Here is a 26,785-nt window from a genome sequence, read left to right on the forward strand (position 1 = left end):
TTTCATTTCGAATTGCATAAAAAATTTCGGGGTAGGAATCGAACCTACTAGGACCAGCTCAAAACTGGTGGCGCACCATTTGCCTTCCCACGACAAAGCGAACTTTGTCTTATAAAATTATTTGCTTTTATAATATACTAATTTTTGTTCCATTTGCATAGATAAATTTCTAAAAAAAAATTGTTAATTTTTTGTGAAGAAAAATTTTCTAAAATAATCTAAAGACTTGTATCTTTTTTTCTAAATACATATGATTGATGGATACAAGAATCAAGGCAGAATGGAAATCATTTGATCATATTACGTTTGCAATAATTACAAGTAACTATATGAAATTAGTATATGAATTAACTGAACATTATGTGTCACTAATTAGTAAAAAAAGAGGATATGAACATAACTTATGTCAAGGAAACGGCAGCTATTCCTACTAAGTTTGCTAAAATCAATATTATAGTATTGGAGCTACCTTAGAGTAAAGTCAATAAGTGAAAAAAACTTTTGAAAATTACAAGTATTTAGTTGAAATACTAACTCAAACGACTATTTTAAAAGGGGAATTATATAGGTATGAAACGACAAATATTACTCATTGAGGATGAAGTGAATATAGCAAAGTTCGTGGAATTGGAACTAAAGCATGAAAACTTTGAAGTAAGGGTTGTACATGATGGTAGAGAAGGGTTGGAATATGCACTTTTTGAAGCCTATGATCTGTTATTAGTTGATCTAATGTTACCAAGTTTAAATGGACTAGAAATATGTAGAAGAGTTAGAAAACAAAAAAACACACCTATCATCCTAATTACTGCTCGTGATGCCATAATTGATCGAGTTTCGGGTCTAGAGGCTGGTGCGGACGACTATGTGGTAAAACCTTTTGCTATAGAAGAACTACTTGCCAGAATACGAGCGATTTTACGTAGGGTTGGTGGGGAAGATGAACGGAATTCAAAATTAGTTATGTCTGAATTATTAGTGGATAAAAATGCACATCAAGTTTTCTATCAAGACAATCAAATCGAACTAACAAAAACAGAGTTTGATTTGTTGGTTCTTTTAATGGAAAACAAAAATAAAGTGCTAGCTAGAGATTCAATTTTAGAAACAGTATGGGGGTATGATGTTGAAGCAGAAACAAATGTAGTGGATGTTTATATTAGACATCTTAGAAAAAAAATTCCGGAAATGTCTCATATGATTGAAACTGTTAGAGGAGTCGGGTATGTGATGCGTCAATGAAAAACTGGACACTTCAAAAAAAATGGACCTATAGCTCTGCCATCTCTATCTTTTTAAGCTTTCTGACAATGTGTGTCATACTTTACTTTTCTCTTTTTAATTGGATGCTCATTTCAGAAAAGAAAACTGCTCAAAATACATTGAATGAAGTAGTACAATCTTTACAATCGAAAGGACCATTTATAACAATTCAAGACATTAGTAGAAATCGAACATTGTTAAACCAAATTGTCAATCAAAAGCAGTCAATTCGATTATTAAACAAAGACGGTATTGAATTACTGCGAATAAATGATGCAAGTAATTTCCCGGAATACTCAAAAGAATCCTCTACTGAATTTCAGAGAGATGTGATAAATAATCAACTTGTTTATCATAAAGTAGAAGAATTGAATTTTGGAACTTTTTCAGGGTTTGTAGAAATTTCTCATAGTTTAGATAGCTTCTCAGAGCTCATGAACTATATTTTAATTGCAATGCTTATATTTGCGGTTATTTCTCTTCTAATTTCTGCACTTATTGGGTATTCCTTGTCTTCGATTTTATTAAAACCAATTAAGGAACTTAGAGGGGAGATGCAGCGGGCCAAGCAACATAAGTTTTCCGAAAAAGTTAATTTTCATTACTCTTCAAATGATGAATTAGGAGAATTGTTAATCATTTACAAAGAACTTATGAACGAAGTTTCCAAAACAATTAACAGACAGGATGAATTTATTTACAATGTTTCGCATGAGTTAAGAACACCAATACAAGTAGTAGAAGGTCATTTGTCCCTTCTTAATCGTTGGGGAAAAGATGATCGACATGTTTTAGAAGAGTCTTTAATAATCTCTTTAGAAGAAATACAAAAAATGAAGAGGTTAATGGAAGAAATGTTAAAACTTGCGAAAAGGGAACATGCAGAAGAAACATTTCAAACAAGTATTTTAGAGGTGGTAAAGTTTTTACAAAAAGAATATAAATTGATTCATCCTAAAGTGGCTATTTCAATGGAAATTAATCCCGATTATTTTGTTACTATTCAACCAACTGCTTTGCAGCAAATCCTTCGAAACTTGATTGATAATTCGATTAAATACAACGAAAATGATCCAATTATAACGATTGAAGTAACTCGAAATGCTAAAAACATGGTTATTTCTTTAGCGGATAATGGAATTGGAATTTCTAGTGATCAAATTACGAAAATTTTTGAACGATTTTATACTGTAGATGAAGCTAGAACAAAATCAAAAGGTGGATCCGGTTTAGGTTTAAGTATTGTTAAAATGTTGGTAAAGGAATATAAAGGAGAGATTGATGTAGAAAGCAAGTTGGGAGAAGGCGCAATGTTCCGTGTTTATCTTCCATATACTACTAGTAAGTGATGTTTGAAAAGAATTGAAGAAATTTTTTATACAAATCCTTATTTAATTTGCAAAAAAGCATTGTATTTTTTTGCGATAGTAGTAAGATGGTAATGGAAAAATCGTTCTTTCAAAAGGTTCTTTAAGTACTCTTGAAATAGTGGTAAACTGTAAATGTGTTTAGAATGTGTACGTTTTACACAGGTTTCCTTGTTTTTATACAATTAATATTATTATTGCAATTTTTATTATCAATGCCTAAAAGGCACAAAATGTTGGAGGTTTTTCTAAATGTCGAACAAACAATCACCTTGGTCAGCTTTTTCTGGTCCTAACCTTGGTTATGTAATGGAGCAGTATGATTTATATCTACAATCTCCGGAAGAAGTGGACATTGAATTAGTTAGTCTATTTCAACAATATGGGGCTCCTTCCATAGGAAATTCTTCAGAATTAAGTACAAATTCTTCTGTTTCTGTAGGATCTTCGAATGATTTTGATAAGATTATTCGAGCTATACAGCTAGCAGATGCTATTCGTTCATCTGGTCATCTTGCTGCTAATATTTATCCTCTTAATGATGGCCCTAAGAACGAATCAAAAATCGATATTAAAACTTATAATTTAACAGAACAAGATTTAATAGAAGTACCAGTTACTTTTCTTATTGCCAATGCACCAAGAAATATTACAAATGGATTGCAAGCAATCGAACATTTAAAAGCAGTATACACAACTAATATTGCTTTTGAAATTGCTCATATTGTGGAACCAGAAGAGCGTACTTGGTTACAAAATCGAATTGAAAACGGCGTTATTAAAGAAAACCTATCAGCAGATGATAAGAAAAACTTATTAAAACGTTTAACTCAAATTGAAGGTTTCGAGAAATTCATTCACCGTACATTTGTAGGAGCAAAACGTTTCTCCATAGAAGGCTTAGATACATTAGTCGTATTAATAGATGAATTGGTACGTCAATCGGATAAAACACTAACGAAACAAGTTAACATTGGAATGGCCCACCGTGGACGTCTAAATGTATTAACACATGTTTTAAATAAACCTTATGAAATGATGTTTGCAGAATTTGCACATGTTCCAACTGAATCATTCTTACCTAAAGATGGGTCGCTGGAATTATCAGAAGGATACTATGGAGATGTAAAATACCATAAAGGTGCTTCTTATCACTCAAAATCGGGATTAACTGTCCAGTTAGCATATAATCCATCTCATTTAGAAGTAGTAAGTCCAATCGTAACAGGGCAAACTCGTGCTGCACAAGAATCTACTAGCATGCCAGGATTTCCAATACAAGATAAGAATGCAGCATTTGCAATCCTAATTCACGGTGATGCCGCATTTCCAGGTCAAGGCATCGTAACAGAAGTATTAAATTATAGTCGTGTTCGTGGATTTCAAACGGGTGGATCTATTCATATTATCGCAAATAATATGATTGGTTTTACTACAGAGTCTTATGATTCTCGCTCTACTTATTACTCATCAGATCCTGCTAAAGGATATGAAGTCCCTGTCATTCATGTAAACGCAGATGATCCCGAAGCTGTATTAGGTGTGGCTAAATTTGCTTATGAATACCGTAAACAATTTGGAAAAGATGTAGTTATCGATCTTCTAGGATACCGTCGTTATGGTCATAATGAAATGGATGAACCATTAGTGACAAATCCTACGATGTATCATCTTATTCACAAACATCCAACGGTCCGAGAAATATATGGTCAACAATTAGTAAAAGAAAATTTAATTGAAACTAAAGAAATACAATCTTTAGATGAATCTATTTTTAGCGGTATGCAACAAGCATATGACCGAGTAAAAGAACTTCCACAATCCACTGCACATGAAATTGTTATTCCTGAAGCAGTATTAAATGGAATGCCGGAAATTCAAACGGGTGTTGTTGAGCAACAGTTGAAAAAAATAAACGAAGAATTACTTACATGGCCTAAAGGTTTTACTGCGTTCAAAAAGTTAGAAAAAATTCTTAAACGTCGTGAAGAACCATTTAAAGGTAAAGGGAAAGTGGATTGGGGTCATGCTGAAACACTTGCATTTGCAACTATTTTACAAGATGGAAATTCCGTCCGTTTAACAGGTCAAGATGCACAGCGTGGAACTTTCTCACACAGACACTTAGTTTTGCATGATGAAACTACTGGTGCAGAATTAACGCCAATGCATTATATTACTGATGCAAAAGCATCCTTTGTTGTTTACAATAGTCCATTAACCGAAGCAGCGGTTCTAGGTTATGAATTTGGATATAATCTCGAGGATAATAATTCTTTATCTATTTGGGAAGCTCAATATGGTGACTTTGCAAATATGGCACAAGTTATGTTTGATAATTTTATCAGTGCTGCACGTTCCAAATGGGGCTTGAAATCGGGATTAGTGATGCTTCTTCCTCACGCAGCTGAAGGTCAAGGGGCAGAACATTCAAGTGCTCGACTAGAACGTTATTTACAACTTGCTGCTGAAAACAACTGGACGGTTGCGAATCTTTCAAGTGCAGCAAACTATTTCCATATTTTGCGTAGACAAGCGAAAATGTTAAAAGATGAAGCAATTCGTCCATTAATTATCGTATCTCCAAAATCACTGTTACGTCATCCATTAGTAGGAGCAGATGTAGCAGAGTTAACAACAGGTCAATTTGAAACAGTAATTGAACAACCAGGTCTAGGAAAAAATACGAAAAAGGTTCAAAAAATCGTTTTTGCAAGTGGTAAATTGGCAATTGACTTAGCAGATAAAGTGAAAGATGGAGCTGGATATGAACATTTGCATATTGTGCGAATAGAACAACTGTATCCATTCCCAACTGAAAAAATTCAAGCAATTATCGAAAAATATCCAAATGCGAAACAACTTGTTTGGGCTCAAGAGGAACCTAAAAACCAAGGTTCTTGGAATTTTGCACTACCATATTTACTAGAACTAGCGAATGGGAAAGAAATCTCATACGTAGGACGTGTAGACCGTTCAAGTACCGCTGAAGGTGATATTGATACGTATAAAGTAGAACAAGCGCGTATAATAGAAGAAGCAGTGAAAAGCATTTAAGCAAGGAAAGATTAGAGGAGGAAATTCAAGTGGCAGATATTATAGTTCCAGAATTAGCAGAATCAATTACAGAAGGTACCATTGCACAATGGTTAAAACAACCAGGAGATACAATTGAAAAAGGTGAGTTCATTGTTGAACTTGAAACAGATAAAGTAAACGTTGAAGTAATTTCTGAAGAGGCTGGAGTTGTAAGTGAATTACTTGCAGCAGAAGGGGATACCGTTCAAGTAGGTCAGGTAATTGCGAGAGTAGGAGCGGGATCTGGATCAGCCGCACCTGAACCAGTTGCTGAAACAAAAGCACCAGAAGCTTCTGCACAAATTGAAGCACCTAAAGCAGCTCCTGTTGCGGTTGAAACTACATCTGAACAAGATCGTACCATTGCAAGTCCTGCTGCTCGTAAACTTGCTCGTGAAAAAGGCATTAACTTAAGTGAAATTTCACCAGTTGATCCGATGGGACGCGTACGTGTTCAAGACGTATCAGCTCATGGAACAGCACCGGCACCTACAAAAGCAGCTCCTACTACAGCAGCTACCGCTACACCAGAAGATGATGGTCGTTTTACTCGTGAGAAAATGTCTCGCCGTCGCCAAACAATTGCTTCTCGTTTATTAGAAGTAAGACAAAGCACTGCTATGTTAACGACATTCAATGAAATTGATATGACGAATGTAATGGCATTACGTTCTCGTAAAAAAGATAAATTCTTTGATGATCACGATGTACGACTTGGCTTTATGTCATTCTTTACAAAAGCTGTTGTTGCTGCACTTAAAAAATATCCATATGTAAACTCACAAATTGACGGAGATTACATTGTTAAAAACAACTTCTATGATATCGGAATCGCAGTATCAACTGAAGGTGGATTGGTAGTACCAATCGTTCGTGATGCAGATCGTAAAAACTTTGCAGAAATCGAAGATAACATTGGTCAATTAGCGAAAAAAGCGCGTGATAATAAATTAGCTCTTTCTGATATGTCTGGTGGATCATTTACAATCACAAACGGTGGTGTATTCGGTTCATTACTCTCTACTCCTATATTAAATGGTACGCAAGTTGGTATCCTTGGAATGCATACTATCCAAAAACGTCCAATCGCTGTTGGAGAAGAAATTCAAATTCGTCCAATGATGTATGTGGCATTATCTTATGACCACCGCGTAATTGACGGAAAAGATTCAGTTGGATTCTTAAAAATGGTAAAAGAACTTCTAGAAAGCCCAGAAGACTTAATGTTAAATTCTTAATTAGTAAAAATGCAGACATATCTAATGGTATGTCTGCATTTTTTTATAGGCAATTATTGAATTATGGGAATTACAATCGTATACTATTAAGTAAAGGAAGTGGTTAGATGATACATAATAATTGGGTTACTTCACCAACACTTAAAACAGTTACATGTGTTCATACAGATGCAAAAAAATTCTTAGTAAGTAATGTACTAACTGTTGGAAAAACATACGAAGTAAAAAATGAGACAGAAGAGTTTCTATTTGTCATCGATAATACAGGTAAAATAGGTGGCTACTACAAAGAATATTTTCAATAAAAAAACCGATGAATCTCATCGGCTTTTTTTATTAAAGGGAGAATTAATATATGATTGATCTGATTGAAAAAGAAAAAAAGATTCGTTTAAATAGAAACCATAGCGAAGGAGATCGTCAACTAATAGGAACTGGTGGGTATGTTTCTCCAAATGAACACTTATTAGATGACGTGTTAATTGCCGTAACATTGAAAAAGCCCATTTTACTAAAAGGTCCTACAGGGGCAGGGAAAACAAAGCTTGCCGAAACAGTATCTCAAATTTTTTCGCAACCGGTGCAAAGTATTAACTGTTCTGTAGACTTAGATGCAGAGGCATTAATAGGATTTAAAACAATCGTTTTGAAGGATGGACTTAACTCAATTGAGTTTGTGGAAGGACCTGTAATTGAAGCGATGAAAAAAGGACATATTTTATATATAGATGAGATTAATATGGCAAAATCGGAGACATTACCTATTTTACATAGCGTATTGGATTACCGTAGGATGCTAACTAATCCTTTTACTGGAGAAGTGATTAAAGCGCATCCTGATTTTTCCGTTATTGCGGCGATAAATGAAGGATATATTGGTACGACACCTATGAATGAAGCATTAAAAAATCGTTTTGTATCTTTTTCTATTCCCTATATTTCTGGTGAACTACTTGAAAAACTTTGGGAAGATTTATATCCTTATGCTCCTAAAGAATTGCATACACTTATGTTAAATTTAGCGGATGATTTAATGGAACAAGTGAAGCAAGGATTATTGTCGGAAGAAGCGGCTTCTATTAGAAGTCTACAACATGCTATGGAGCTGTCCCAATTCATTGAACCACTACGAGCAATTACCTATGCTATTGCTGAAAAGTTAGAAGATGAACAAGAGAAAAAGCTAGTATTAGAATTAGCCTCTTCTTGGATGAGGTGAGGTATATAGATGCCCTCTGTTAATCGTTTTATTCAATTTAACAATGAAACAATCGATGCAAGACAACTAATGCATTATGAAAATGTTGCTAAAGCATTAACTAAGAATGGAATGCTGATGGTTAGTGAACGAAAGTTAATGGAATTTCAACCAGAAGAACAAATGATCTCAATCAGTGTCTTTTGGAGACACAGAGAACAAAGTATGATGGATGCAGGAAGAATATCTGATATTTACTTATTAACTGAAGGTTTTTGGAAATATTTTGACATTAATGCATGGAAAGCATATCTCTCTGAACGTCCTGTTAAACTAGCAAAATGGATGGATCAATTAGTCTTTTGTTTAGAAGAATTTCGCTTAATGGAAAAGATCCAGAAAAAAAGAGTAGGTACAGTTAAGCTATTTGCAAAACGAATTCAAATGTACTTGGCTTTTCATAAACAACAATTAGTAGTAAATAGCCAAAAAGGATTTCTAGCAGATGTATTCATTAGTTATATTTATATAAGTCTTTATGAAGGCACGATGCATGTAGATGGGCCAGCAATTTTTCAACAAGCAAATAATATTATACAAAAAGTATATGAAAATAAAGACTCCCAATCATCTATTAACGTTGTGTATGCGTTATATTATTTATTAAATGACTATATAAAAGAAGATACTTTACATGACTATTATTCTATTCTTTCACCTTTTAATCTACCTACAACCCCCTTTCACTATCATCAAGGGATGAAAGATGCTGAAGCTGGGGAAGAGGCAAAGAAAGAAACGATAGAAGAGATATTTCGAAGCTGGCATAGAGAAAATGAACAGGAAAATGGTGTTCATTTGCAATATGAATTGGAGCATGGCAGAGATGGTAAAGCAGATCAAAGTATTTCAGCAGAAGAGGGCAAAGAGGGTCATGATATTACAGAGATTGGACAAGGACAATCAGCTGGCAATACAACAGAATTAAAGCAAGATGAACATTACAAAAAGAATTCAAATAAAGCTAAAAAAGCTGGCAAATCATTTGGAAAAGAGCATATACATGTTGTTTTTGAAGAAAAACGTTTAAATTCGACACCTACTTCAAATGATAAGTTATTATTACAATCATATCGGCAGGAACAAGCTCCTTACGTAAAAGCATTCGTAGAAGAAATGAAAAAACGAATGGAACAGAAAAAGATAGAGAAGCGAGTAAATTTAGCAAAAGGGCGATTATCTTCTAAACAGACAGTACTCTGGACAGAAGAGCGACCAAAGCCGTTTTATAAAAAGACAGCTCCAAGTACGCAACTAAACGCAGTATTCGGATTACTTGTAGATGGATCGGCTTCTATGCAAGATAAGCTGGAGGAAACCAAGAAAGCCGTTCTCTTATTTCATGATGTATTAAGAAAGTTAAAGATCACACATGAAGTAGTTGTCCACTATGAAGATGCATTTGAAGCTTCGGAAAAGAGTCAACCAAATACATTTGAATGGGTTCATAAGTTAGAGGATGGACAAAAAGATAATGGGTTGCAGATTCTTTCAATAGAGGCACATGAAGATAACCGTGATGGATTTGCACTTAGATGGATGGGGAAGAGGATTGAACACAGAGCTGAACAACATAAATTTATTCTCATGTTTTCAGACGGTGAGCCATCTGCATTTGGTTATGCGCAAAATGGCATAATGGATACAGCAGAAGCGGTGGTCGAGCTTGAAAGAAAGAATATTTCCGTTTTGCATTTGTTTTTAAATGATACGGAAGCATCAGAAGAGCAATTAAATTTGTTTCATTTAATCTTTGGAAAAAAGACAGCCGCCGCTTCATCCTTAGAAAAATTTTCAGAAGAAACGTTAAGACTACTAAAGAAAATGCTTCACCATGTAGTGAAAAGTACGTAAGAATAGAATAAACGTATTTTAAGAGCAACTTGTCTTCACAAACGTCGCCGGTGAAAGAGCCCTCGCCGATGATGTGAGAGCAACCACGTTATCCGAGAGCCTCTCCGCCAATGAGAGAGCAAACACGCCATCCAAGAGCAAGTTATCTCCGTACATGGATCGATTTGTAATGAATCTTATGAAGAATGTACAATTCAAAGCATATAAAAAACCGTCTTTCCTAGGAAGGACGGTTTTGTGATTGTTCAGCTATAAGAAGTAGACGTTGTTTTAGTTCTTCTTCCATTCGACCGATTTCTATTTCTGCAGCTTTTCGTTTTACACGACCGTCTGCTTGAATACGTAGTGTTTCTTCGATTGTTTGTAGAAGGTTTTCTTGCGTTTTCTTTAATGTATCTATTTCTACAATACCTCGTTCATTTTCCTTTGCCGTTTCAATACTGTTTACTTTCAACATTTCAGAATTCTTTAATAGTAAATCATTCGTTGTTTTTGTCACTTGCTTTTGTGCTTCTACTGCTTTTTGTTGGCGATTAAGTGTTAAGGCAATCGCAATTTGATTTTTCCAAAGTGGAATAGATGTCATAATAGACGATTGTATTTTTTCCGCTAACGTTTGGTTTGTTTGTTGAATCATACGAATTTGCGGCGCACTTTGAATCGTAATTTGTCGAGACAGTTGTAGGTCATAAGCTCTTTTTTCCAATCGATCCAAAAATTGTGCCATATCATTTACTTCTTGATAAGCCATTTGATCATTGGAAATTTCTGCTTTTTTACGGAGTTCGGGAATAGTTACGTTCGTTATTTCTTCTTTTTTTAATTCCGCAGCAGCAATGTAAACGTTTAAAGCTTGGAAGTAGGTTTTATTCTGTTCGTAAAGTTTGTCCAGCATATGAACATCTTCTACTAGCCCACGTTTGGAATGTTCTAGTTGAATACCAATTCGATCAATTTGTGTACTCAGTTTTTGATATTTCGTCATCATTTCTTGTACAGAACGATTTACCCGGTGAAAAAGTTTTTTTATACCTGATTTTTTTGGAGCAGAAAGTTCTTCTGGATTTATTTCAGATAACTTATGCATTAAATCGCCTAAAATATCACCAACTGGACCAATATCTCTCTTTTGCACATGGTCTAACATTTGTTGTGAAAAACGGGAAAGCTCCGTTTGCGCATTTGCTCCATACGTTAAAATTGCTTCATAATTACCCGCAGGAATTTGCTCAGCCAATTGACGAGCTTTTTGTTGTTCCACTTCTGATAAACGATCAATCAGTTTTGTTGGAGTTGGTTCAGTTGTATTAGTTGTGAGGGATTGTTCTTTTGATGATGTCATTTCAAATGGACTATCTAATAATTCATCCATTAAAAAGTCATTATTTGAACTCGCTAGTTTTTCGTTCATCTTCTGATTCTCCTTTTACATATAAAGGTCGTTCTTTTACTCCGACAGATAGCTTAGCAAAATCCAATTCCATTTTAAGTTGCTCAATATCTGATGCGAGGACGTCTTTTAAATCTTCTTCCATTACGATATTGATTGCTTGTAGTGTGTCCCGTGTATCTTGTAAAGCAAATTTCATATCACTGTTTTTAACTGGCTGAGCTACTAATAAGGAATATTTAGAAGTAAGTTCTACTGCCGAATCTAAATGAGCATAGAAAAAGTTCTCCGCTTGATAAAATTTACGTGGATTTCCTTTCACTAACGAAATAATCCGTTTTGCCAGCCTATTCATTTCGAATAATTGTTTAAAAGAACTAATTGATCTTACTTTTAAGTATTGACTATTAAGTGTTCGGACTTTTTTATTGGCTTCTTTTAATTGGTTTTGTATGAAGAAATACTCAGAATGTGTCAATTGATGTTTTTTCATAATTCTATGTTGTTGCAATTTCTTAATACTAATATTCGATACTAAATAAACACCTAAACCAAGAGCAGAACTAAGGAAAAAGCCTGAGCCAAATGAAAAAAAGAAGATGAACCAGGATGATACCATAATAGGTATATTTAAAAAGTGTCGAAAGAACGAATGAGCTACTTCACTCATAATTGGTTACCTCCTTTTATCTACAATTTATAATACGAATGATAAGGAAGAAGGTTTCATTTTGCTAGAAAAAGAAGTACTTATACAATGTCTGTTTTCAATGTCGTATACCCAATTATATCCTCAAAAAATTCAATTTCAAATGAGTTTTTTTTCGTAACTGGAGATACACCTTTTAGAATATAATTTAAAAATTCTTCCAAGCTTTTCGTATTGCCTTCAATGTCTATAATTATTTCTTTCTCTTCATTTTGTTTACATATTCCTTTTAAACCAAGAGACTGTGCTTTTTGTTTCACAAGAAAACGGAAACTAACACCATTTACATCACCGTACGTATGAATATGTGCTCGTCTTTTCATGAGTATCTTCTCCTTTCCCTTGGCGCAAGAATTGTATTCTCTATAACTTAACCGATATTTGCTTGTTTTTCAATTTTATTTATTCGGTTAAGTCATTTAAGTAGACTTTCTAAATTATAGCAGTAATATATGAGTTAATAATTAATGTTAGAGGGGATAAAATGTATCAAATTATATACATGAAGGCAGACTTTGAACCGTGGTGGGCATTTGAAGGTTGGCAAGAGCATATAATTGAAAAAGTATTATTTGAAAAGAAGGATGAGGGGATAGCTTATTTAAATACAAGACTGAATGAATTGCGAAAAGAGTTTCCTATGGAAAAGGCCAAAGATGATAAATATTGGGCATTCTGGTCCGTGCAGGAACAATGTTTTTGCGATTATTGTGATGAAGATCTCCAAATATACCATGGAATCATTTGGAATGAAATTAAGTAAAAGATTTAGAATTATAAAAATACTTATTGACTATTTTTATCCAAATGATATAATTTAATTAACAATCCATAGTGAGAAACCGTATTTTTAATTCACATATCCTATGTAGTGATCGATGTGATATCGGTACTTCATGGAATATGTGAATTTTTTATTCTTCATGTATTGATTAATTTTTTGGAGGTAATGGGATGAAACAAGGGACTGTAAAATGGTTTAATGCTGAAAAAGGATTTGGTTTTATCGAGGTAGAAGGGGAAAATGATGTATTTGTACACTTTTCTGCTATTCAAGGAGAAGGATTCAAATCCCTTGAAGAAGGTCAAAAAGTTGAATTTGAAGTAGTAGAAGGCAACCGTGGACCACAAGCTGCAAACGTAACAAAACTATAATGATAGAAAAGAAGCTCTCCGCACAATGGAGAGCTTCTTTTTTTGTGGAAAATAAGAAGTATGATATTAAAAGATAAATTGTTTTCTCAATGTAGTTTAGTGAATACTTATTTAGGTTATTTATAAAGGTGGGAGAATACTATTTTTAAGGGGGAAAAGCTTTGGAAAAGGAATTTTTAGATGAGAATTTCAATAATTTCTTTGAAGTAAATAAACAACGCTTCGAAAGTAAATTATTAGACCAAGCTGTAAATGTAAGAGATAAAATAAATGATATTTTAAGAGTTGGAGATATCGATCTTATTAACAATGCACACAAACTAATTTATTATGTAATAGATGGTGAGAAACAAGATGAGCTTCAAGCTTTTGCAAAACAAGAAGGAATTGCATGGGCAACACATTCGTTGACGCTCTATTTCAAACTTGAATGGGTTCAAGCTATTCGCAGAACACTGTGGAGTTTCATACAGGAATACACCAAAGCTACACAAAAGTTGACTATAGATACAATTTTTGATTTGGAGAAACTACTCAATAATAGAATTGATCACTTTTTAAATGTATTTTTCATTAATTATTCGACATATAAGGATGCATTAATAAGTGCACAAAGAGAAGTAGTTGAAAACTTATCTGTTCCAATTATTCCGATCACTCCTAACATGTGTATTTTGCCTTTAATTGGCTCAGTTGACTCCTTTAGAACCACTATTCTTGAGGAAAAGGTATTAATAGAAATAGGAAGACTGCATATCCAAACCTTAATAATTGACTTATCCGGCGTTGCGGAAATGGAAACCGAGATAATTGACAAGCTTATGAAAATGATTTCTGGAACCTCCATGATGGGTTGCCAAAGTATCATCACCGGCTTAAGACCTGTAGTCGTCAGACAAATGGTAAAGTTAGGTATCACATTTGAAAAAGAAACTAAAACTTACGGAACTTTACAACATGCTTTAAACGAATATTTTATAAAGTAAATAGGAGATAGTTGAGTGAATTTCATAACTAACATTTAATTATTTATAAATGTGCAATAATTATTTTGTTGATTGGAGCACTAGGCGGCGACGATGGCTCATCGCTCACTCCGCGGAAAGCGTCTGCCGATAGCTAAAATTATGCAGATTTATGAAATATATTATACGACTTTCTCACATTTAATTTTATTTATCGTTTGTGTTTTAAGCACTAACTTTGAATTTGGATATTATTTAGTTAACTAGATAATAATGTTAATGGAAGCTAATTCTGTGTTAGAGCTTCTTATTTTAGTAGTATTAGACATGTATTTAAGTCCTATGTTTCATTTACCTCATTTTTTGGTATAGTTAAATAGGAAAGGGGAGATTTTTGTGGAGATAGATTTAAAAAGAGACTTGCCAACATATGAGCAACAGCGGGATTTTTATGAGAAGTTACGTTTAAGAATATCTGATTTTTTATCTACAAAATCCGGAAAAAAAAGTAAGTTAGCACCTTACTTATTGTTTGCACCAGATTTGTTTCATTTACTCATAAAAGCAATGCTAGATAATAGAATTGATATAAAGAGTAAAACGTTAATTGGAAGTGGTATTTTATATTTCATTTCACCAATAGACTTACTCCCGGAAGGTTTGATAGGACCAGGTGGATTTATTGATGATATAATTGTTGCAACTTTTATTATAAATATGTTGTTAAATAAGTTTTCTCCAGAAATAATTGAAAAACATTGGGTTGGAGATATGAAACTATTGGATGCTTTAAAAAAGATTTCTGAAACAAGTAACACATTGCTTGGGAAAATTCCAGCAAGATCGTTACTCAGTAGATTTATTAAGAAATCAACAAAAAATGCTTAAGGGACTGATAAAGCCCCTTAAGCATTTATTTTTGCTGGTCTTTCCATTCTAAATATTCATCATATGTTAACTGCTTATCAAATATAGATCCGTCTTCACGGATTTCAATGACACGGTTAGCAATTGTTTGGATAAACTGATGGTCATGTGAAGTAAAGATCATTGCACCTTTAAATAAAGTTAATCCATTATTTAATGCTTGAATGGATTCCAAGTCCAAATGGTTAGTTGGTTCGTCAAGTAAAAGTACATTCGACTCTGATAGCATCATTTTAGAAAGCATACAGCGAACTTTTTCTCCACCTGAAAGCACAGAGGGCTTTTTCTTCACTTCTTCACCTGAGAATAACATACGACCTAAGAATCCACGTAAAAATGTTTCACTTTCATCATCTGGAGAGTATTGTCGTAACCAGTCTACTAAGGAAGCCTCGTTTCCTTCAAAATACTTTGCATTATCAAGAGGGAAGTATGCACGAGTAGTCGTTACACCCCAACGGATAGATCCTTCTTGAGGCTCTTCTTCTTCAGCAAGGACACGAAGTAAAGCAGATTTTGCTAATTCGCCACCAAGAAGAATAATTTTATCATCTTTATTCAATGTAAAATTAACTTTTTCTAGAAGTCTTACGCCTTCAAAAGTGTAGCCTAAATCTTGAGTTTGTAGAATATCATTACCAATTTCACGTTTCATAGAGAAGTTTACATATGGGTATTTACGTGAAGATGGTCTAATATCATCTAGCTCTATTTTATCTAACATTTTTTTACGAGAAGTTGCTTGTTTTGATTTAGATGCATTTGCACTAAATCGCGCAATAAACGCTTGAAGTTCTTTAATCTTTTCTTCTTTTTTACTATTTTGATCAGAAGCCAGTTTTGTAGCTAGTTGGCTTGACTCATACCAGAAATCATAGTTCCCAACATAGACTTGAATTTTACTGAAGTCTAAGTCCGCAATATGTGTACATACTTTGTTTAAGAAGTGACGGTCATGGGATACTACAATAACCGTATTATCAAAGTTGATAAGGAAATCTTCTAACCATTGAATTGCTTTAATGTCTAGATGGTTAGTAGGCTCATCGAGTAAAAGAACATCCGGTTTACCGAATAACGCTTGAGACAATAACACTTTTACTTTTTCAGAACCAGTTAGTTCAGCCATTTTCTTTTGGTGCATGCTATCAGAAATACCTAATCCTTGTAAAAGAATAGCTGCTTCTGATTCTGCTTCCCAACCATTTAAATCAGCGAATTCACCTTCTAATTCAGCCGCACGCATGCCGTCTTCATCAGAGAAGTCTTCTTTCATATAAATAGCATTTTTTTCATTCATTACTTCATATAAACGTTTATGACCCATCATTACTGTTTCTAAAACCGTATATTCTTCGTACTCAAAATGGTTTTGTTTTAAAACCGCTAGACGTTCATCTGTATTCATAATTACATTGCCTTCTTGGGTCTCAATTTCACCCGAAAGAATTTTGATAAATGTTGATTTACCTGCTCCATTTGCACCTATTAATCCATAACAGTTGCCTGGAGTAAACTTTATATTTACGTCTTCAAATAACTTACGATCACCAAAACGAAGACTTACATTACTTACTGCAATCATGGTAGTACCTCCTAAAATTCACAATGCTATTATTATAACATGAATGGCGGTAAATTAGGTATTTTTATTAAGGAAGAATTAACAGGGGAGGAATTATGAGCACTGATATTTTAAAGAGTGATATAGAAGTATAATGTTGATCACAAAGTGTAGCCAATTTTTAGTTTATTTCATTTAGAAAATAGTAAAGACAAGATGCGCATATTTCTTGTAAATATTTCAAACACTATAATCTGAAAGAAAAGCTGAACAACTATGAAATGATTGTTCAGCTATAAATTCTCTATTTAACTTGTTATTCATTCCAGTTTTTTGAAAGGAATTCATCTCGACCTGATTGGGCACGATCCTCTTTATAATGTTTTGGACTCTTTTTATAATAGTCTTGATGATAATCTTCTGCTTCAAAGAAAACTTTTGCATCTCTAATTGGCGTTAAGATAGGCTTTGAAAATTTACCGCTTGCTGCCAATAATTCTTTTGATTTTTCGGCTTGTATTTTTTGCTCCTCCGAATGGACAAATATAGCAGATGTATAGCTTTCTCCGCGGTCTTGGAATTGACCTCCTCCATCAGTAGGGTCAATTTGTTGCCAAAAAATTTCAAGAAGTTGATCATACGAAAAAATGGTAGGATCGAATTGAATTTCTACGACTTCTAAGTGCCCAGAATTACCTTTTTTTACATCTTCATAAGTTGGATTTTCTAGATGTCCACCCATATATCCTGACGTCACTTTATGTATACCGTCCCATGAATCAAATGGCTTCACCATGCACCAAAAACAGCCACCTGCAAACGTTGCTTTTTCTATCACTAGTATCCCTCCTAATCTTGTAAAATTTATTTTACCACTTCATGAGAAGATAGACAAAAAAACAGAAACTTACCGATTTATAATACGTTATGATAGGTATATAAAGGAGAGATTTTAGCATGGATGAAACTCAGAAAGGTCAAACTAGATCCAGGCCGAAAAGAAAGTTAAGAGTAGGCAGAATTGTTCTGATTTTACTCGTATTTACGGTGTTAATTTGTGGTGTTTATACGTTTACCCAGTACTCGATTGGTTATAAATTAGCTAGTGGTGAAAAACTAAAAACGGAGAATTTTACTGGTGATAAGCTAAGTGTTGGGGATAGAGAAAATATTTTAGTTCTTGGAGTAGATTCAAGAGGTGAGGATAAAGCTCGAACAGATACAATGATGCTTGTCTCGTGGGATAAAAAGAAAAATGATGTGAAAATAATATCATTTATGCGAGATATATACGCGGAAATTCCAGGGTATAAATCGTATAAACTAAATACTGCATATTATTTGGATGGTGTGAATTTATTAAAAGAAACTTTACAAAATATGTTTGATATTCCTATTCATCATTATGCCTTAATCGATTTTAGCAGTTTTGAATCATTAGTAGATATTATTGCTCCTCATGGAGTCCCTATTAATGTAGAAAAAGATATGTCTGAGAAAATTGGTGTATCGCTCACGAAGGGGCAACATGATTTATCTGGAAAAGAATTACTTGGGTATTCAAGGTTTCGTCATGATTCAGAAGGTGATTTTGGTAGAGTATCAAGGCAACAACTCGTGATGGAAGCTTTAAAAAATGAAGTGCTTTCCATAAAAAACTTTCCAAATGTGCCCAAATTTGCAGGAGCAGCTGAAGGTTATATAGAAACCGATTATACAAAAACAGATAAGGTTAAACGAGTTTTTGATGCGATTACGAGCGGTAAACTGGATATTGAAAAATTAACAATACCAATAGAAGGAACCTATTCATTTAACAGTTATTCTCACGCTGGGTCAGTCATAGAAATCAATAAAGAAAAAAATAAAGCTGCAGTTTCTGAATTTTTAGAAGAAAAGTAATACTTATGCATTGCTAATCTTCGTCATCCTCCGTAAAATAAAAGTACATAGGAAAGGAAGTTTGATAAGAGTGGAGCCTGAAAAACCTTCTTTTTTTTCTACCAGGTACATAAAATTTCTAGGAGGACGTAATACCTTTTTTACGCTAATAATGCTGTTGCTAATTGGTGTAGTCGTGATGGTGTACGAAAAAATATCTTTTGTTTTCATTCCATTAACTGTATTTTTAGGGAATGTGATTTTACCCATAATATTAGCAGTCATTGCATATTATCTACTAAGACCGATTTTGCGACTCATAGAGAAAATTAATATTCCACGAGTTTGGGGAATATTAATCATCTTCCTAGCATTAATAGGATTAATCACATTACTTGTTTTTTTAGTTTTTCCATTTTTGAAAGCACAATCCATTCGATTAGTGGATGAATTACCTAATTACCTTATACAATTGCTTAATTCTTTAGATACTTTTTTAAGAACCTCCTTTGTAGCAGATTATTATTTACAAATTGAAAATGATGTAATGGATTTATTGAAAAATGTACCAACTGAAATAAGCAAGTTGTTTCAAAGTACTGTTGCAAGTATTGCAAGTGGAATAACTTCTATTGTTGGTGCAGTAACAAGCTTTATCTTATCTATAGTAATGGTTCCTTTTATCCTTTTCTATTTATTGAAAGACGGAGAAAAGTTACCACAATATATTATGAAGTTATTTCCACCTCGTATGAGGGATGATTTACATTCCGTATTTAAAAATATCGATAAACAAATTAGCTCATATATCCAAGGCCAAATATTAGTGTCTATGTGTATAGGTTTTATGATCTATATCGGATTTACAATTATTGGAATGGACTATGCGTTGTTACTTGGAGTAATAGCAATGGTGACAAGTGTTGTTCCATATTTAGGTCCTGTTATAGCAATAACACCAGCTGCAATCATTGCATTAGTTACGCCACATTTTATGTTAATCAAGCTTGCGATAGTATGGACAGTTGTTCAATTAGTGGAAGGGAAATTTATCTCCCCTCAAATTATGGGTAAATCACTACATATTCATCCAATTACGATTATTTTTGTTTTAATTACTTCTGGGTCATTGTTTGGTGTACCAGGTGTAATTTTAGGAATTCCAGGGTATGCAATATTAAAAGTAATTGTTTCACATTTTTATACCTTATTTAAAAAGCGTTATAATAGATATGAATCGAATATAGAAAAACATTATGAGTATACAAATAACAAGGTGGACTGAGAGAAATGACGAAGAAGTTTGAATCCTCCATAAAAGTACAAACGTTTAAAATTGATACAGTTGTGGATCACCCTTATATTGAGCATGGGATTAACCTTTCCGGAACAATTTATATTGACGGAGTACACGATGACGAATCAATAGAAAACATAAAACTAGAAGTTTTTAAATTAATAAATGGAGAAATATCCAAAATCGTTTCCAAGCATTCTATCGAACTAGTTGGCTCGTCAGCATCAAAAGACATGCAAATGATTCCTTTTGAAATTATGCCTGATGAACGTTGGTTGCCTGATGGAAATAACGAAGTAACAAACTTAATATTACGTACAACCGTTTTATTTGAAAATGGATCGGAATATAATGACGAAGACGAGATTTACTTTGATATTGAAGAATAACCTGTTTTTTAACACTCCAGTGAAAGTCAGCTGGAGTTTTTTTGCGCATATTTTATTAATTAACGGGCAATATAATGAAAAATGAGGAGAGATGTTATGCGGAAATTTTTTGTCGTCCTTCTGATTGTCCTAACGCTTAGTTTATCTGCTTGTGGTTTTAACAGAAATTCTAATGGACCACCTAACCCTGAGACCCAGATCAATGGTAATGCAAATTCAAATACGGTGCCAAATACAGGAAATAAAAAAGTGGATATGGAAAATGATGTTGGACTTCCAGATAAAGATGAAAATAATGACCATCTTTTAGATAAATAAGGAAAAAATTTGGCGTAAAGTAAAAAGTGTGATAGAATATTCTAAACTAACTGAACGGAGGTGAAGAAAGAATGAAGAACGCTGTGAATGCACATAGATTTATATTGGAATTTTTATCCACGTCTTGTGCGATTACTCATGAAATTGGTATTAACGGGACTAGTCTGTCCATTTTTAGTCAATTAAATGAATTTCACAGCTGATAAGCCATTCTTTCTGAACCATATTTTGGGAGAAGACTGCTTATATGCAGTCTTTTTTCTATGCAGAAAAATGCTTCCAGCTAAATCAGAGATGAGAGGAAGCGGAAAATATGATATGTACTATCCAAGAAATAAGTAAAATGCTCGGAGGAAATACAATTTTCGAAAATTTGTCTTTATGCATTAAAACTGGAGATAAATTAGGGATAGTTGGACGAAATGGTAGTGGAAAAACAACGCTGCTGACATTAATCACTGGGGTGGAATTACCAGACGAAGGAAGCATTCATTTCAAAAAAGGTACAAAAATTGGCTATTTAACACAAATACCTTCATTTTCAGAAGACGTATCTGGCTTCGATGTATTAAATACAGCATTTGAGGAATTAATGCAAATACAAACAAAGATGAAAGAACTGGAAGGAAAGCTATCCACAGCAGCTCCTAATGAGTTAGAGAAATTACTACAACTATACGGAGATATTCAAGAGGAATTCACGAATCGGAATGGGTATGCAATTGATTCGGAAATTAATAAAGTCATAGAAGGTCTGCAATTATTCACCTTTGTCCACCAACCCTTTACGACATTAAGCGGTGGAGAACAGACGAAAATTATGCTTGGAAAGCTCTTGTTAATGAAACCTGATTTATTATTATTAGATGAGCCTACAAACCATTTAGATTTATTTGCAGTTGAATGGTTAGAACAATATTTAGTTTCTTATTCGGGTACTGTAGTTATTATTTCGCATGATCGATATTTTCTAGATCAAGTTGTTACGAAAATTGCAGACTTAGAAGAAGGAGAAATAACTTTATATCATGGGAATTATTCATCTTTTATTATCGAAAAAGAAGAAGCATTAATGCGTGAGTTCCAAGAATATGAAGAACAACAAAAAAAGATAAAGAAAATGAAAGAAACCATTAAGCGACTGAGAATATGGGCAAACGAGGCTGTGCCGCCAAACGCTGGGCTTCACAGACAAGCGAGAAATATGGAACGTGCACTAGAAAGAATGGAGAAGATAAGGAAACCACTGATAGATCCAAAGAAGATGAGCTTATCGTTTGATGCGGCTCCTAGAAGTGGGAAAGAAGTAGTTATCATGGAACAAGTATCGAAATCATATGGAGAAAAAGTGCTGCTTCAAGATGCAAATTTACATGTATATTGGAAAGAACGTGTTGCGATTGTTGGACGAAATGGAACAGGAAAATCAACGATTTTAAAATCACTTCTGCAAGAATTACCAGTGGATTCAGGAAAGGTTCGTTTAGGCAGTAATGTTCGAGTTGGTTTTTTATCCCAGCACTTTGAAACGCAGGAACCAAAAGCAAAGCTAATTGATGTGTTTCGTAGTGAGGTTAATGTTTTAGAGGGTGACGCTCGTCACATACTTGCAAAGTTTATGTTTTACGGACCAGATGTATTTAAACGAGTAGGAGATTTGAGTGGGGGTGAACGTATGCGCCTGCGACTTGCTCAACTTATGCATCAAGATATCAACCTATTGATGCTAGATGAACCAACGAATCATCTGGATATTGATTCACGAGAAGTTTTAGAGGATGCTTTGGATGACTTTCAAGGAACAATATTAGCGGTTTCGCACGATCGGTACTTTTTAAATAAATTATTTCCTCGAACTGCATGGTTAGACCAAGGTCAACTTACTACTTTTGAAGGACCATACAAATGGGCACGTGAAAAATGGGAGGAACAGCAGTCAAAACAAATTGCATCAGTTATCATACAAAAAAAAGATCCGATAAAATTAGCAAAAGTTAAGCCTCCAAATATTCGACCTTTTGAAGAAGATATTAGGTTGTTGGAAGAGGAAATACTAGTGTTAAAGATGCAAATTGATGTGGAAGAAGACTGGCCAAAATATGAAAATCTACTTACTATCAGAAATGTGAAAGAAAAAGAATTAGAAGACTTGATTGGACAATGGATGGAATCCCAGTAAACATAGGTTCTAGATAGTAGTTACTCAATAATCAATTTGGAAATAGTTTGTGTCATTGTTTAACATTTGTTGCTTAAATGTTCTGAGAATGATAATATGAAATAATTAATTTATACAAACATATAATATACTCTTATAAAGAGAAGCTGAGGGATATGGCCCTTTGACGCTTCAGCAACCTCTGACTATGTCAGAAAGGTGCTACTTCCATCAAGATTACTAATCTTGAGAGATAAGAACAGAGAGCTTAAAAGTTCACCCTCTTTTCTTAACAATTAGAAGAGAGGGTTTTTTATATTATATACACTGAAAAGGAGACAAAATAAATGCCTATTAATATCCCTCCACAGTTACCTGCTGCGGAATTGCTTAAGAAAGAAAAAATATTTGTTATGGATGAAGAACGCGCCTCCACTCAGGATATCCGTCCCTTGAACATTATTATTTTAAATTTAATGCCTGAAAAAGAGCGAACAGAATTACAGTTATTAAGACTATTGGGAAATACACCCCTTCAAGTAAATGTGACGTTTCTAAACACGGCGACGCATGAATCGAAAAATGTCAGCAAAACGCATTTAGATTCGTTCTACACTACTTTTGAACAAATAAAACATAAGCGTTATGACGGGATGATCATTACTGGTGCACCAATTGAACATTTAGCATTTGAAGAAGTGGATTTCTGGGAAGAAATATCTCAAATTATGGATTGGACCAAAACAAATGTAACGTCCGTTTTACATATTTGTTGGGGAGCGCAAGCTGCTTTGTATCATCATTATGGTGTTGGCAAATATGACTTACCTCAAAAGTGCTCTGGAATATACACACATCGAATTTCCGATCCAACAATCAATCTAGTTCGAGGATTTAATGATGAATTTAATGCTCCCCATTCACGTTATACGGCCGTATCTATGGAGCAAATTCAAAATGATCCACGATTAACGCTTCTTGCAAAGTCAGAAGATGCTGGGATTTTCCTTGTTATATCAGATGATAATAAACATATTATGATCACGGGACATTTAGAGTATGATGCAGGTACGCTCGCAGAAGAATATAATCGTGATAGGAATAAAGGACTTGAAATCGATGTACCTAAAAATTACTTTCCAGACGATGATCCAACGAAACAACCAATAAATTCTTGGCGTTCTCATACGCATCTATTGTTTTCAAATTGGTTGAATTATTATGTTTACCAAGAAACGCCTTATGAGTGGGTATATTTCTGAGGGGGCTATTCGGTGATGGATGCCTCCTAATTAGGTAGGCAAATTTGTGATTTCGTCTCGATTGTGTGAATTAGGTCTCGAATTTATCAGGATTGGTTGCGGTTTCATATATTTTCGTCTCGTTTAAGGACAAAATGGTCTTGTTCTGCCAATTGATGGAAGAGGGTGGGCTATTTATTAGTAGAAAATACAATATTTAATGAGACATATCATTCACGAAATGTGATAAAAAAGTTGTCTTTTAGTCAATTGAATGACTTAAAAGACAACTTTTCGTAGATTATTGGAAGATTTGGTCGATTTTTCTTATTTCTTGCTGGCTAAGCTGCACTTCTAAGGTCTTTATATTATCTAGTACTTGCTCCGGTTTTTTCGCACCAGGAATTATCACATCGATAGTATCTTGCGTTAAATACCAAGCAAGCACAATATTAGATACAGCTACGTTTTTATCGTTTGCTATTTGTCTCAATTGTTCTACTTTTTCAAGATTTCGACCAAATGCTTCCCCTTGAAATAAAGGATTTTTGGAACGGCCATCTTCAAAAGTACTGTTTTTATCGAATTTTCCAGTAAGTAAACCCGATGCTAGTGGAAAGTATGGTATAAAGGAAATATTATGCTCGGAAGTATAAGGTATTAAATCATTCTCTGCCTCTCGTTTTAATAAGTTATAACCTGATTGAAGGACGTCAATATATCCATCTTGATTACCTTCTTTTAATTGTTCTAGTGTAAAATTCGATACACCAATAGCCCGTATTTTTCCTTCTTCTTTTAATCGAAAAAGCGACCCGATGGCTTCTTCTTTGGGGGTAGTATCATCTGGAAAATGAATATAAAATAAATCGATATAATCCGTTTGAAGTCGTCTCAAGCTATTTTCAACTGTTTCTTTTAGAAAATTAGGGTTATTATCCACTACCACTTTTCCATCCAAAAATTTATGTGCCCCTTTTGTAGCTAGAACTATTTCTTGACGGGTCCCAGTTTCTTTCAATACTTCACCAATTAACTCTTCTGATCTTCCCGGACCGTAAATAAAGGCTGTATCCAAAAAGTCAATTCCATTATTAATAGCAGTGCGTACTATTTCTTTGCCGGTCTCATCATTTAGGTTGGGGAAAAGATTATGCCCTCCAACTGCATTGGTACCAAGTCCCACGGGATTTACAAATAGTCCAGTTTTACCGATTTCTACTCTTTTACTCATAGCTAGTTTTACAACTCCTTTTTCCGTATAGTTACACTACCATAATAGCAATATTGCAAACAATCACAAAATGAACTGCTTTTAATGATAAAATTAGAAGGAATGAGAATAGTTTCTGAGAAAACAATTATGCAAAAGTATTATTTTTGTCATCAAATAGCCAATAGAAGAATTCATTCGATGCATAGTCCAAATTTTAAGTCATGTTAGTAAGATAATTAGTTATGCGCAATATTATGTCCATACTCGCAATATAGGAATAGGAATTCGCGATATTTTGGTGGATATGTGCAAGATAATCATATAGTTTCGTTTTATGGGTTTATGGAATCGGTAGGGGCATATGCCATCCGTTTATGGGCGGATAGCATCATTTTATGGTCATATAGCACTGCTTTATGGGTTTATGGAGTTGGTATGTGCTTATTTCATTTGTTTATGCGCGAATAGCCTCGCTTTACGGGTGGATGGTTTTGATAGGGGCATATGCCATCCGTTTATGGGCATACTACCCCTCTAAGAAAGTTATCCTGTTGTATATGATGTTGCACCGAGAATTAAAGTTACTTATTAGAATTCATTGACTTCAAGCTATTTGAATAAAAGGATATTTCAACCTCTATGACGAATAATATTCGTTATAGGGGTGTTTTTTTGAATAATATAGAAATAATTAATCTTGTACCAAGATTTTTAAACTTTTATGATAAAGCGATTCAACCAATGATAGATGAAGAGCAAAGATGGGCTCTTTGGGAGCAACATTATAATTTCGCAGCAGTACCTCCTGGAGATGCAGGTAGAAAAATAGCTAGATCTTTGTTTGAGCAGGCTTGGCCACACTATGATGCAAAATTGGAATCAATAAAACAATGGAAATCCGATGAAACAAAACTGCAACTTTATTTAAAACAAGTTAAGTCGTTGTTAAAATGTTTTGAACCGATTAATTTAGTGGTCATTTACTTTGTAGGTGCAATGGAAAATAATGCATTTGTTGCTCCGTTTGATGAGAAGAAATTAGCATTGTGTTTACCGATAGAAGATGGGATAACAGAAACCACGCTTGTACATGAATTAACGCATGTTGTCCACACTCATACAGCAAACTTAGCGACCGAATGGGAACGTACGATAGGCTCTACTATTTTGCAAGAAGGCCTAGCGACACAGATTAGTAAGTACCTAGTTCCTGGGAAGCCAGACTATGAGTATATTGAATATAAAGAAGGATGGCTTGATTCTTGTATAGTAAATAAAAAAGAAATATTCAAAGGTGCTTTTCAATTCCTAAATGATTCTTCTTCTGAAGCAGTTGAAAAATTTACATTTGGTACTGGTACAACACAACATGAAAGAGAAGCTTACTTTATGGGGTGGGAAATTGTTCAATTATTATTGAAGAATGGCATGAGTTTCTCGGAAATGGCGAGTGTACAAGAGCGAGACATACCAGACTTTATTGGAAAAATCTTTCCGGAGTTGATTTAAAAGGTGGA

Annotated in this window: 25 protein-coding genes and 1 riboswitch; of the genes, 19 read left to right on the forward strand and 6 right to left on the reverse strand. The window is 34.1% G+C overall.

What is annotated here, in order from left to right; genetic code table 11:
- Positions 1 to 570: 570 nt before the first annotated feature.
- From PB01_RS08775 to PB01_RS08805, 7 genes are all read left to right on the forward strand, one after another.
- Positions 571 to 1,242: a response regulator transcription factor gene (locus PB01_RS08775; protein ID WP_151699857.1), complete on the forward strand. Its 672-nt coding sequence runs from the start codon at positions 571 to 573 to the stop codon at positions 1,240 to 1,242.
- Positions 1,239 to 2,612, forward strand: a complete 1,374-nt coding sequence (locus tag PB01_RS08780) for a sensor histidine kinase (RefSeq protein WP_151699858.1) — start codon at positions 1,239 to 1,241, stop codon at positions 2,610 to 2,612. Before PB01_RS08775 ends, PB01_RS08780 begins: the two co-directional genes overlap by 4 nt.
- Positions 2,613 to 2,882: 270 nt before the next feature.
- Positions 2,883 to 5,687, forward strand: coding sequence for a 2-oxoglutarate dehydrogenase E1 component (locus PB01_RS08785; protein WP_151699859.1), 2,805 nt, complete (start codon positions 2,883 to 2,885; stop codon positions 5,685 to 5,687).
- Between the two features lie 29 nt (positions 5,688 to 5,716).
- The gene (gene odhB / locus PB01_RS08790) at positions 5,717 to 6,946 is read left to right on the forward strand and encodes a 2-oxoglutarate dehydrogenase complex dihydrolipoyllysine-residue succinyltransferase (RefSeq protein ID WP_151699860.1); all 1,230 of its coding nucleotides are present in this window, start codon (positions 5,717 to 5,719) and stop codon (positions 6,944 to 6,946) included.
- Between the two features lie 107 nt (positions 6,947 to 7,053).
- Positions 7,054 to 7,251, forward strand: coding sequence for a DUF6501 family protein (locus tag PB01_RS08795; protein WP_151699861.1), 198 nt, complete (start codon positions 7,054 to 7,056; stop codon positions 7,249 to 7,251).
- A gap of 50 nt (positions 7,252 to 7,301) precedes the next feature.
- Complete coding sequence (locus PB01_RS08800) at positions 7,302 to 8,165, forward strand: ATP-binding protein (protein ID WP_151699862.1); 864 nt, start codon at positions 7,302 to 7,304, stop codon at positions 8,163 to 8,165.
- A 9-nt stretch (positions 8,166 to 8,174) separates the two neighbouring features.
- Complete coding sequence (locus PB01_RS08805) at positions 8,175 to 10,058, forward strand: vWA domain-containing protein (protein ID WP_151699863.1); 1,884 nt, start codon at positions 8,175 to 8,177, stop codon at positions 10,056 to 10,058.
- Positions 10,059 to 10,278: 220 nt separating this feature from the next.
- Here the strand turns inward: PB01_RS08805 and PB01_RS08810 are convergent, their stop codons facing one another.
- The 3 genes from PB01_RS08810 to PB01_RS08820 form a co-directional block, all read right to left on the reverse strand.
- Positions 10,279 to 11,469, reverse strand: a complete 1,191-nt coding sequence (locus tag PB01_RS08810) for a toxic anion resistance protein (protein ID WP_151699864.1) — start codon at positions 11,467 to 11,469, stop codon at positions 10,279 to 10,281.
- Positions 11,441 to 12,118 carry a 5-bromo-4-chloroindolyl phosphate hydrolysis family protein gene (locus PB01_RS08815; protein WP_151699865.1) on the reverse strand — a complete coding sequence of 226 codons (678 nt, stop codon included), beginning with the start codon at positions 12,116 to 12,118 and terminating at the stop codon, positions 11,441 to 11,443. Before PB01_RS08815 ends, PB01_RS08810 begins: the two co-directional genes overlap by 29 nt.
- 80 nt (positions 12,119 to 12,198) lie before the next feature.
- On the reverse strand, positions 12,199 to 12,480 hold the full coding sequence (locus PB01_RS08820; RefSeq protein ID WP_151699866.1) for an acylphosphatase: 282 nt from the start codon (positions 12,478 to 12,480) through the stop codon (positions 12,199 to 12,201).
- Positions 12,481 to 12,641: 161 nt separating this feature from the next.
- On the opposite strand from PB01_RS08820, the gene PB01_RS08825 reads away from it, so the two are divergent.
- From PB01_RS08825 to PB01_RS08840, 4 genes are all read left to right on the forward strand, one after another.
- The gene (locus PB01_RS08825) at positions 12,642 to 12,920 is read left to right on the forward strand and encodes a DUF1033 family protein (protein ID WP_151699867.1); all 279 of its coding nucleotides are present in this window, start codon (positions 12,642 to 12,644) and stop codon (positions 12,918 to 12,920) included.
- Between the two features lie 191 nt (positions 12,921 to 13,111).
- A complete protein-coding gene (locus PB01_RS08830) occupies positions 13,112 to 13,312 on the forward strand; it encodes a cold-shock protein (protein ID WP_090561394.1) in 201 nt (66 codons plus the stop codon).
- A gap of 161 nt (positions 13,313 to 13,473) precedes the next feature.
- Positions 13,474 to 14,298, forward strand: coding sequence for an STAS domain-containing protein (locus tag PB01_RS08835; RefSeq protein ID WP_151699868.1), 825 nt, complete (start codon positions 13,474 to 13,476; stop codon positions 14,296 to 14,298).
- 375 nt (positions 14,299 to 14,673) lie between these two features.
- On the forward strand, positions 14,674 to 15,165 hold the full coding sequence (locus tag PB01_RS08840; protein ID WP_151699869.1) for a YkvA family protein: 492 nt from the start codon (positions 14,674 to 14,676) through the stop codon (positions 15,163 to 15,165).
- 25 nt (positions 15,166 to 15,190) lie between these two features.
- Here PB01_RS08840 and PB01_RS08845 read toward each other — a convergent pair whose 3' ends face one another.
- Positions 15,191 to 16,789, reverse strand: coding sequence for an ABC-F family ATP-binding cassette domain-containing protein (locus PB01_RS08845; RefSeq protein WP_151699870.1), 1,599 nt, complete (start codon positions 16,787 to 16,789; stop codon positions 15,191 to 15,193).
- A gap of 295 nt (positions 16,790 to 17,084) precedes the next feature.
- The gene (gene msrA / locus PB01_RS08850; protein WP_151699871.1) at positions 17,085 to 17,606 is read right to left on the reverse strand and encodes a peptide-methionine (S)-S-oxide reductase MsrA; all 522 of its coding nucleotides are present in this window, start codon (positions 17,604 to 17,606) and stop codon (positions 17,085 to 17,087) included.
- Between the two features lie 119 nt (positions 17,607 to 17,725).
- Here msrA and PB01_RS08855 point away from each other — a divergent pair, with 119 nt between their 5' ends.
- The 7 genes from PB01_RS08855 (at position 17,726) to metA (ending at position 24,073) form a co-directional block, all read left to right on the forward strand.
- Positions 17,726 to 18,670 carry an LCP family protein gene (locus PB01_RS08855; RefSeq protein WP_151699872.1) on the forward strand — a complete coding sequence of 315 codons (945 nt, stop codon included), beginning with the start codon at positions 17,726 to 17,728 and terminating at the stop codon, positions 18,668 to 18,670.
- Positions 18,671 to 18,740: 70 nt separating this feature from the next.
- Complete coding sequence (locus tag PB01_RS08860; RefSeq protein ID WP_151699873.1) at positions 18,741 to 19,934, forward strand: AI-2E family transporter; 1,194 nt, start codon at positions 18,741 to 18,743, stop codon at positions 19,932 to 19,934.
- A gap of 5 nt (positions 19,935 to 19,939) precedes the next feature.
- Complete coding sequence (locus PB01_RS08865; RefSeq protein WP_151699874.1) at positions 19,940 to 20,335, forward strand: sporulation protein; 396 nt, start codon at positions 19,940 to 19,942, stop codon at positions 20,333 to 20,335.
- A 96-nt stretch (positions 20,336 to 20,431) separates the two neighbouring features.
- Positions 20,432 to 20,653 (forward strand): hypothetical protein, encoded by a 222-nt coding sequence (locus tag PB01_RS08870; RefSeq protein ID WP_151699875.1) that lies wholly within the window; start codon positions 20,432 to 20,434, stop codon positions 20,651 to 20,653.
- 71 nt (positions 20,654 to 20,724) lie between these two features.
- Positions 20,725 to 20,856, forward strand: coding sequence for an RAxF-45 family protein (locus tag PB01_RS21760; protein ID WP_318837530.1), 132 nt, complete (start codon positions 20,725 to 20,727; stop codon positions 20,854 to 20,856).
- Between the two features lie 110 nt (positions 20,857 to 20,966).
- The gene (gene abc-f / locus PB01_RS08875) at positions 20,967 to 22,832 is read left to right on the forward strand and encodes a ribosomal protection-like ABC-F family protein (protein ID WP_151699876.1); all 1,866 of its coding nucleotides are present in this window, start codon (positions 20,967 to 20,969) and stop codon (positions 22,830 to 22,832) included.
- Positions 22,833 to 22,962: 130 nt separating this feature from the next.
- A riboswitch (SAM riboswitch) is annotated at positions 22,963 to 23,071 on the forward strand.
- 87 nt (positions 23,072 to 23,158) lie between these two features.
- The gene (metA, locus tag PB01_RS08880) at positions 23,159 to 24,073 is read left to right on the forward strand and encodes a homoserine O-acetyltransferase MetA (RefSeq protein WP_151699877.1); all 915 of its coding nucleotides are present in this window, start codon (positions 23,159 to 23,161) and stop codon (positions 24,071 to 24,073) included.
- A gap of 280 nt (positions 24,074 to 24,353) precedes the next feature.
- Here metA and PB01_RS08885 read toward each other — a convergent pair whose 3' ends face one another.
- Positions 24,354 to 25,286 carry an aldo/keto reductase gene (locus PB01_RS08885; protein ID WP_151699878.1) on the reverse strand — a complete coding sequence of 311 codons (933 nt, stop codon included), beginning with the start codon at positions 25,284 to 25,286 and terminating at the stop codon, positions 24,354 to 24,356.
- A gap of 654 nt (positions 25,287 to 25,940) precedes the next feature.
- Here PB01_RS08885 and PB01_RS08890 point away from each other — a divergent pair.
- Complete coding sequence (locus tag PB01_RS08890; protein ID WP_192797522.1) at positions 25,941 to 26,777, forward strand: DUF2268 domain-containing putative Zn-dependent protease; 837 nt, start codon at positions 25,941 to 25,943, stop codon at positions 26,775 to 26,777.
- Positions 26,778 to 26,785: the final 8 nt, after the last annotated feature.

It is taken from the genome of Psychrobacillus glaciei (genome assembly GCF_008973485.1).
Taxonomy (GTDB): domain Bacteria; phylum Bacillota; class Bacilli; order Bacillales_A; family Planococcaceae; genus Psychrobacillus; species Psychrobacillus glaciei.

Excerpts from the sequence above, each read along its gene's own strand:
- PB01_RS08775 (WP_151699857.1), top strand. The coding sequence starts at position 571 with ATGAAACGACAAATATTACTCATTGAGGATGAAGTGAATATAGCAAAG.
- PB01_RS08780 (WP_151699858.1), top strand. The coding sequence starts at position 1,239 with ATGAAAAACTGGACACTTCAAAAAAAATGGACCTATAGCTCTGCCATC.
- PB01_RS08785 (WP_151699859.1), top strand. The coding sequence starts at position 2,883 with ATGTCGAACAAACAATCACCTTGGTCAGCTTTTTCTGGTCCTAACCTT.
- PB01_RS08795 (WP_151699861.1), top strand. The coding sequence starts at position 7,054 with ATGATACATAATAATTGGGTTACTTCACCAACACTTAAAACAGTTACA.
- PB01_RS08800 (WP_151699862.1), top strand. The coding sequence starts at position 7,302 with ATGATTGATCTGATTGAAAAAGAAAAAAAGATTCGTTTAAATAGAAAC.
- PB01_RS08805 (WP_151699863.1), top strand. The coding sequence starts at position 8,175 with ATGCCCTCTGTTAATCGTTTTATTCAATTTAACAATGAAACAATCGAT.
- PB01_RS08810 (WP_151699864.1), bottom strand. The coding sequence starts at position 11,469 with ATGAACGAAAAACTAGCGAGTTCAAATAATGACTTTTTAATGGATGAA.
- PB01_RS08815 (WP_151699865.1), bottom strand. The coding sequence starts at position 12,118 with ATGAGTGAAGTAGCTCATTCGTTCTTTCGACACTTTTTAAATATACCT.
- PB01_RS08820 (WP_151699866.1), bottom strand. The coding sequence starts at position 12,480 with ATGAAAAGACGAGCACATATTCATACGTACGGTGATGTAAATGGTGTT.
- PB01_RS08825 (WP_151699867.1), top strand. The coding sequence starts at position 12,642 with ATGTATCAAATTATATACATGAAGGCAGACTTTGAACCGTGGTGGGCA.
- PB01_RS08830 (WP_090561394.1), top strand. The coding sequence starts at position 13,112 with ATGAAACAAGGGACTGTAAAATGGTTTAATGCTGAAAAAGGATTTGGT.
- PB01_RS08845 (WP_151699870.1), bottom strand. The coding sequence starts at position 16,789 with ATGATTGCAGTAAGTAATGTAAGTCTTCGTTTTGGTGATCGTAAGTTA.
- PB01_RS08855 (WP_151699872.1), top strand. The coding sequence starts at position 17,726 with ATGGATGAAACTCAGAAAGGTCAAACTAGATCCAGGCCGAAAAGAAAG.
- PB01_RS08865 (WP_151699874.1), top strand. The coding sequence starts at position 19,940 with ATGACGAAGAAGTTTGAATCCTCCATAAAAGTACAAACGTTTAAAATT.
- PB01_RS08870 (WP_151699875.1), top strand. The coding sequence starts at position 20,432 with ATGCGGAAATTTTTTGTCGTCCTTCTGATTGTCCTAACGCTTAGTTTA.
- PB01_RS21760 (WP_318837530.1), top strand. The coding sequence starts at position 20,725 with ATGAAGAACGCTGTGAATGCACATAGATTTATATTGGAATTTTTATCC.
- abc-f (WP_151699876.1), top strand. The coding sequence starts at position 20,967 with ATGATATGTACTATCCAAGAAATAAGTAAAATGCTCGGAGGAAATACA.
- metA (WP_151699877.1), top strand. The coding sequence starts at position 23,159 with ATGCCTATTAATATCCCTCCACAGTTACCTGCTGCGGAATTGCTTAAG.
- PB01_RS08885 (WP_151699878.1), bottom strand. The coding sequence starts at position 25,286 with ATGAGTAAAAGAGTAGAAATCGGTAAAACTGGACTATTTGTAAATCCC.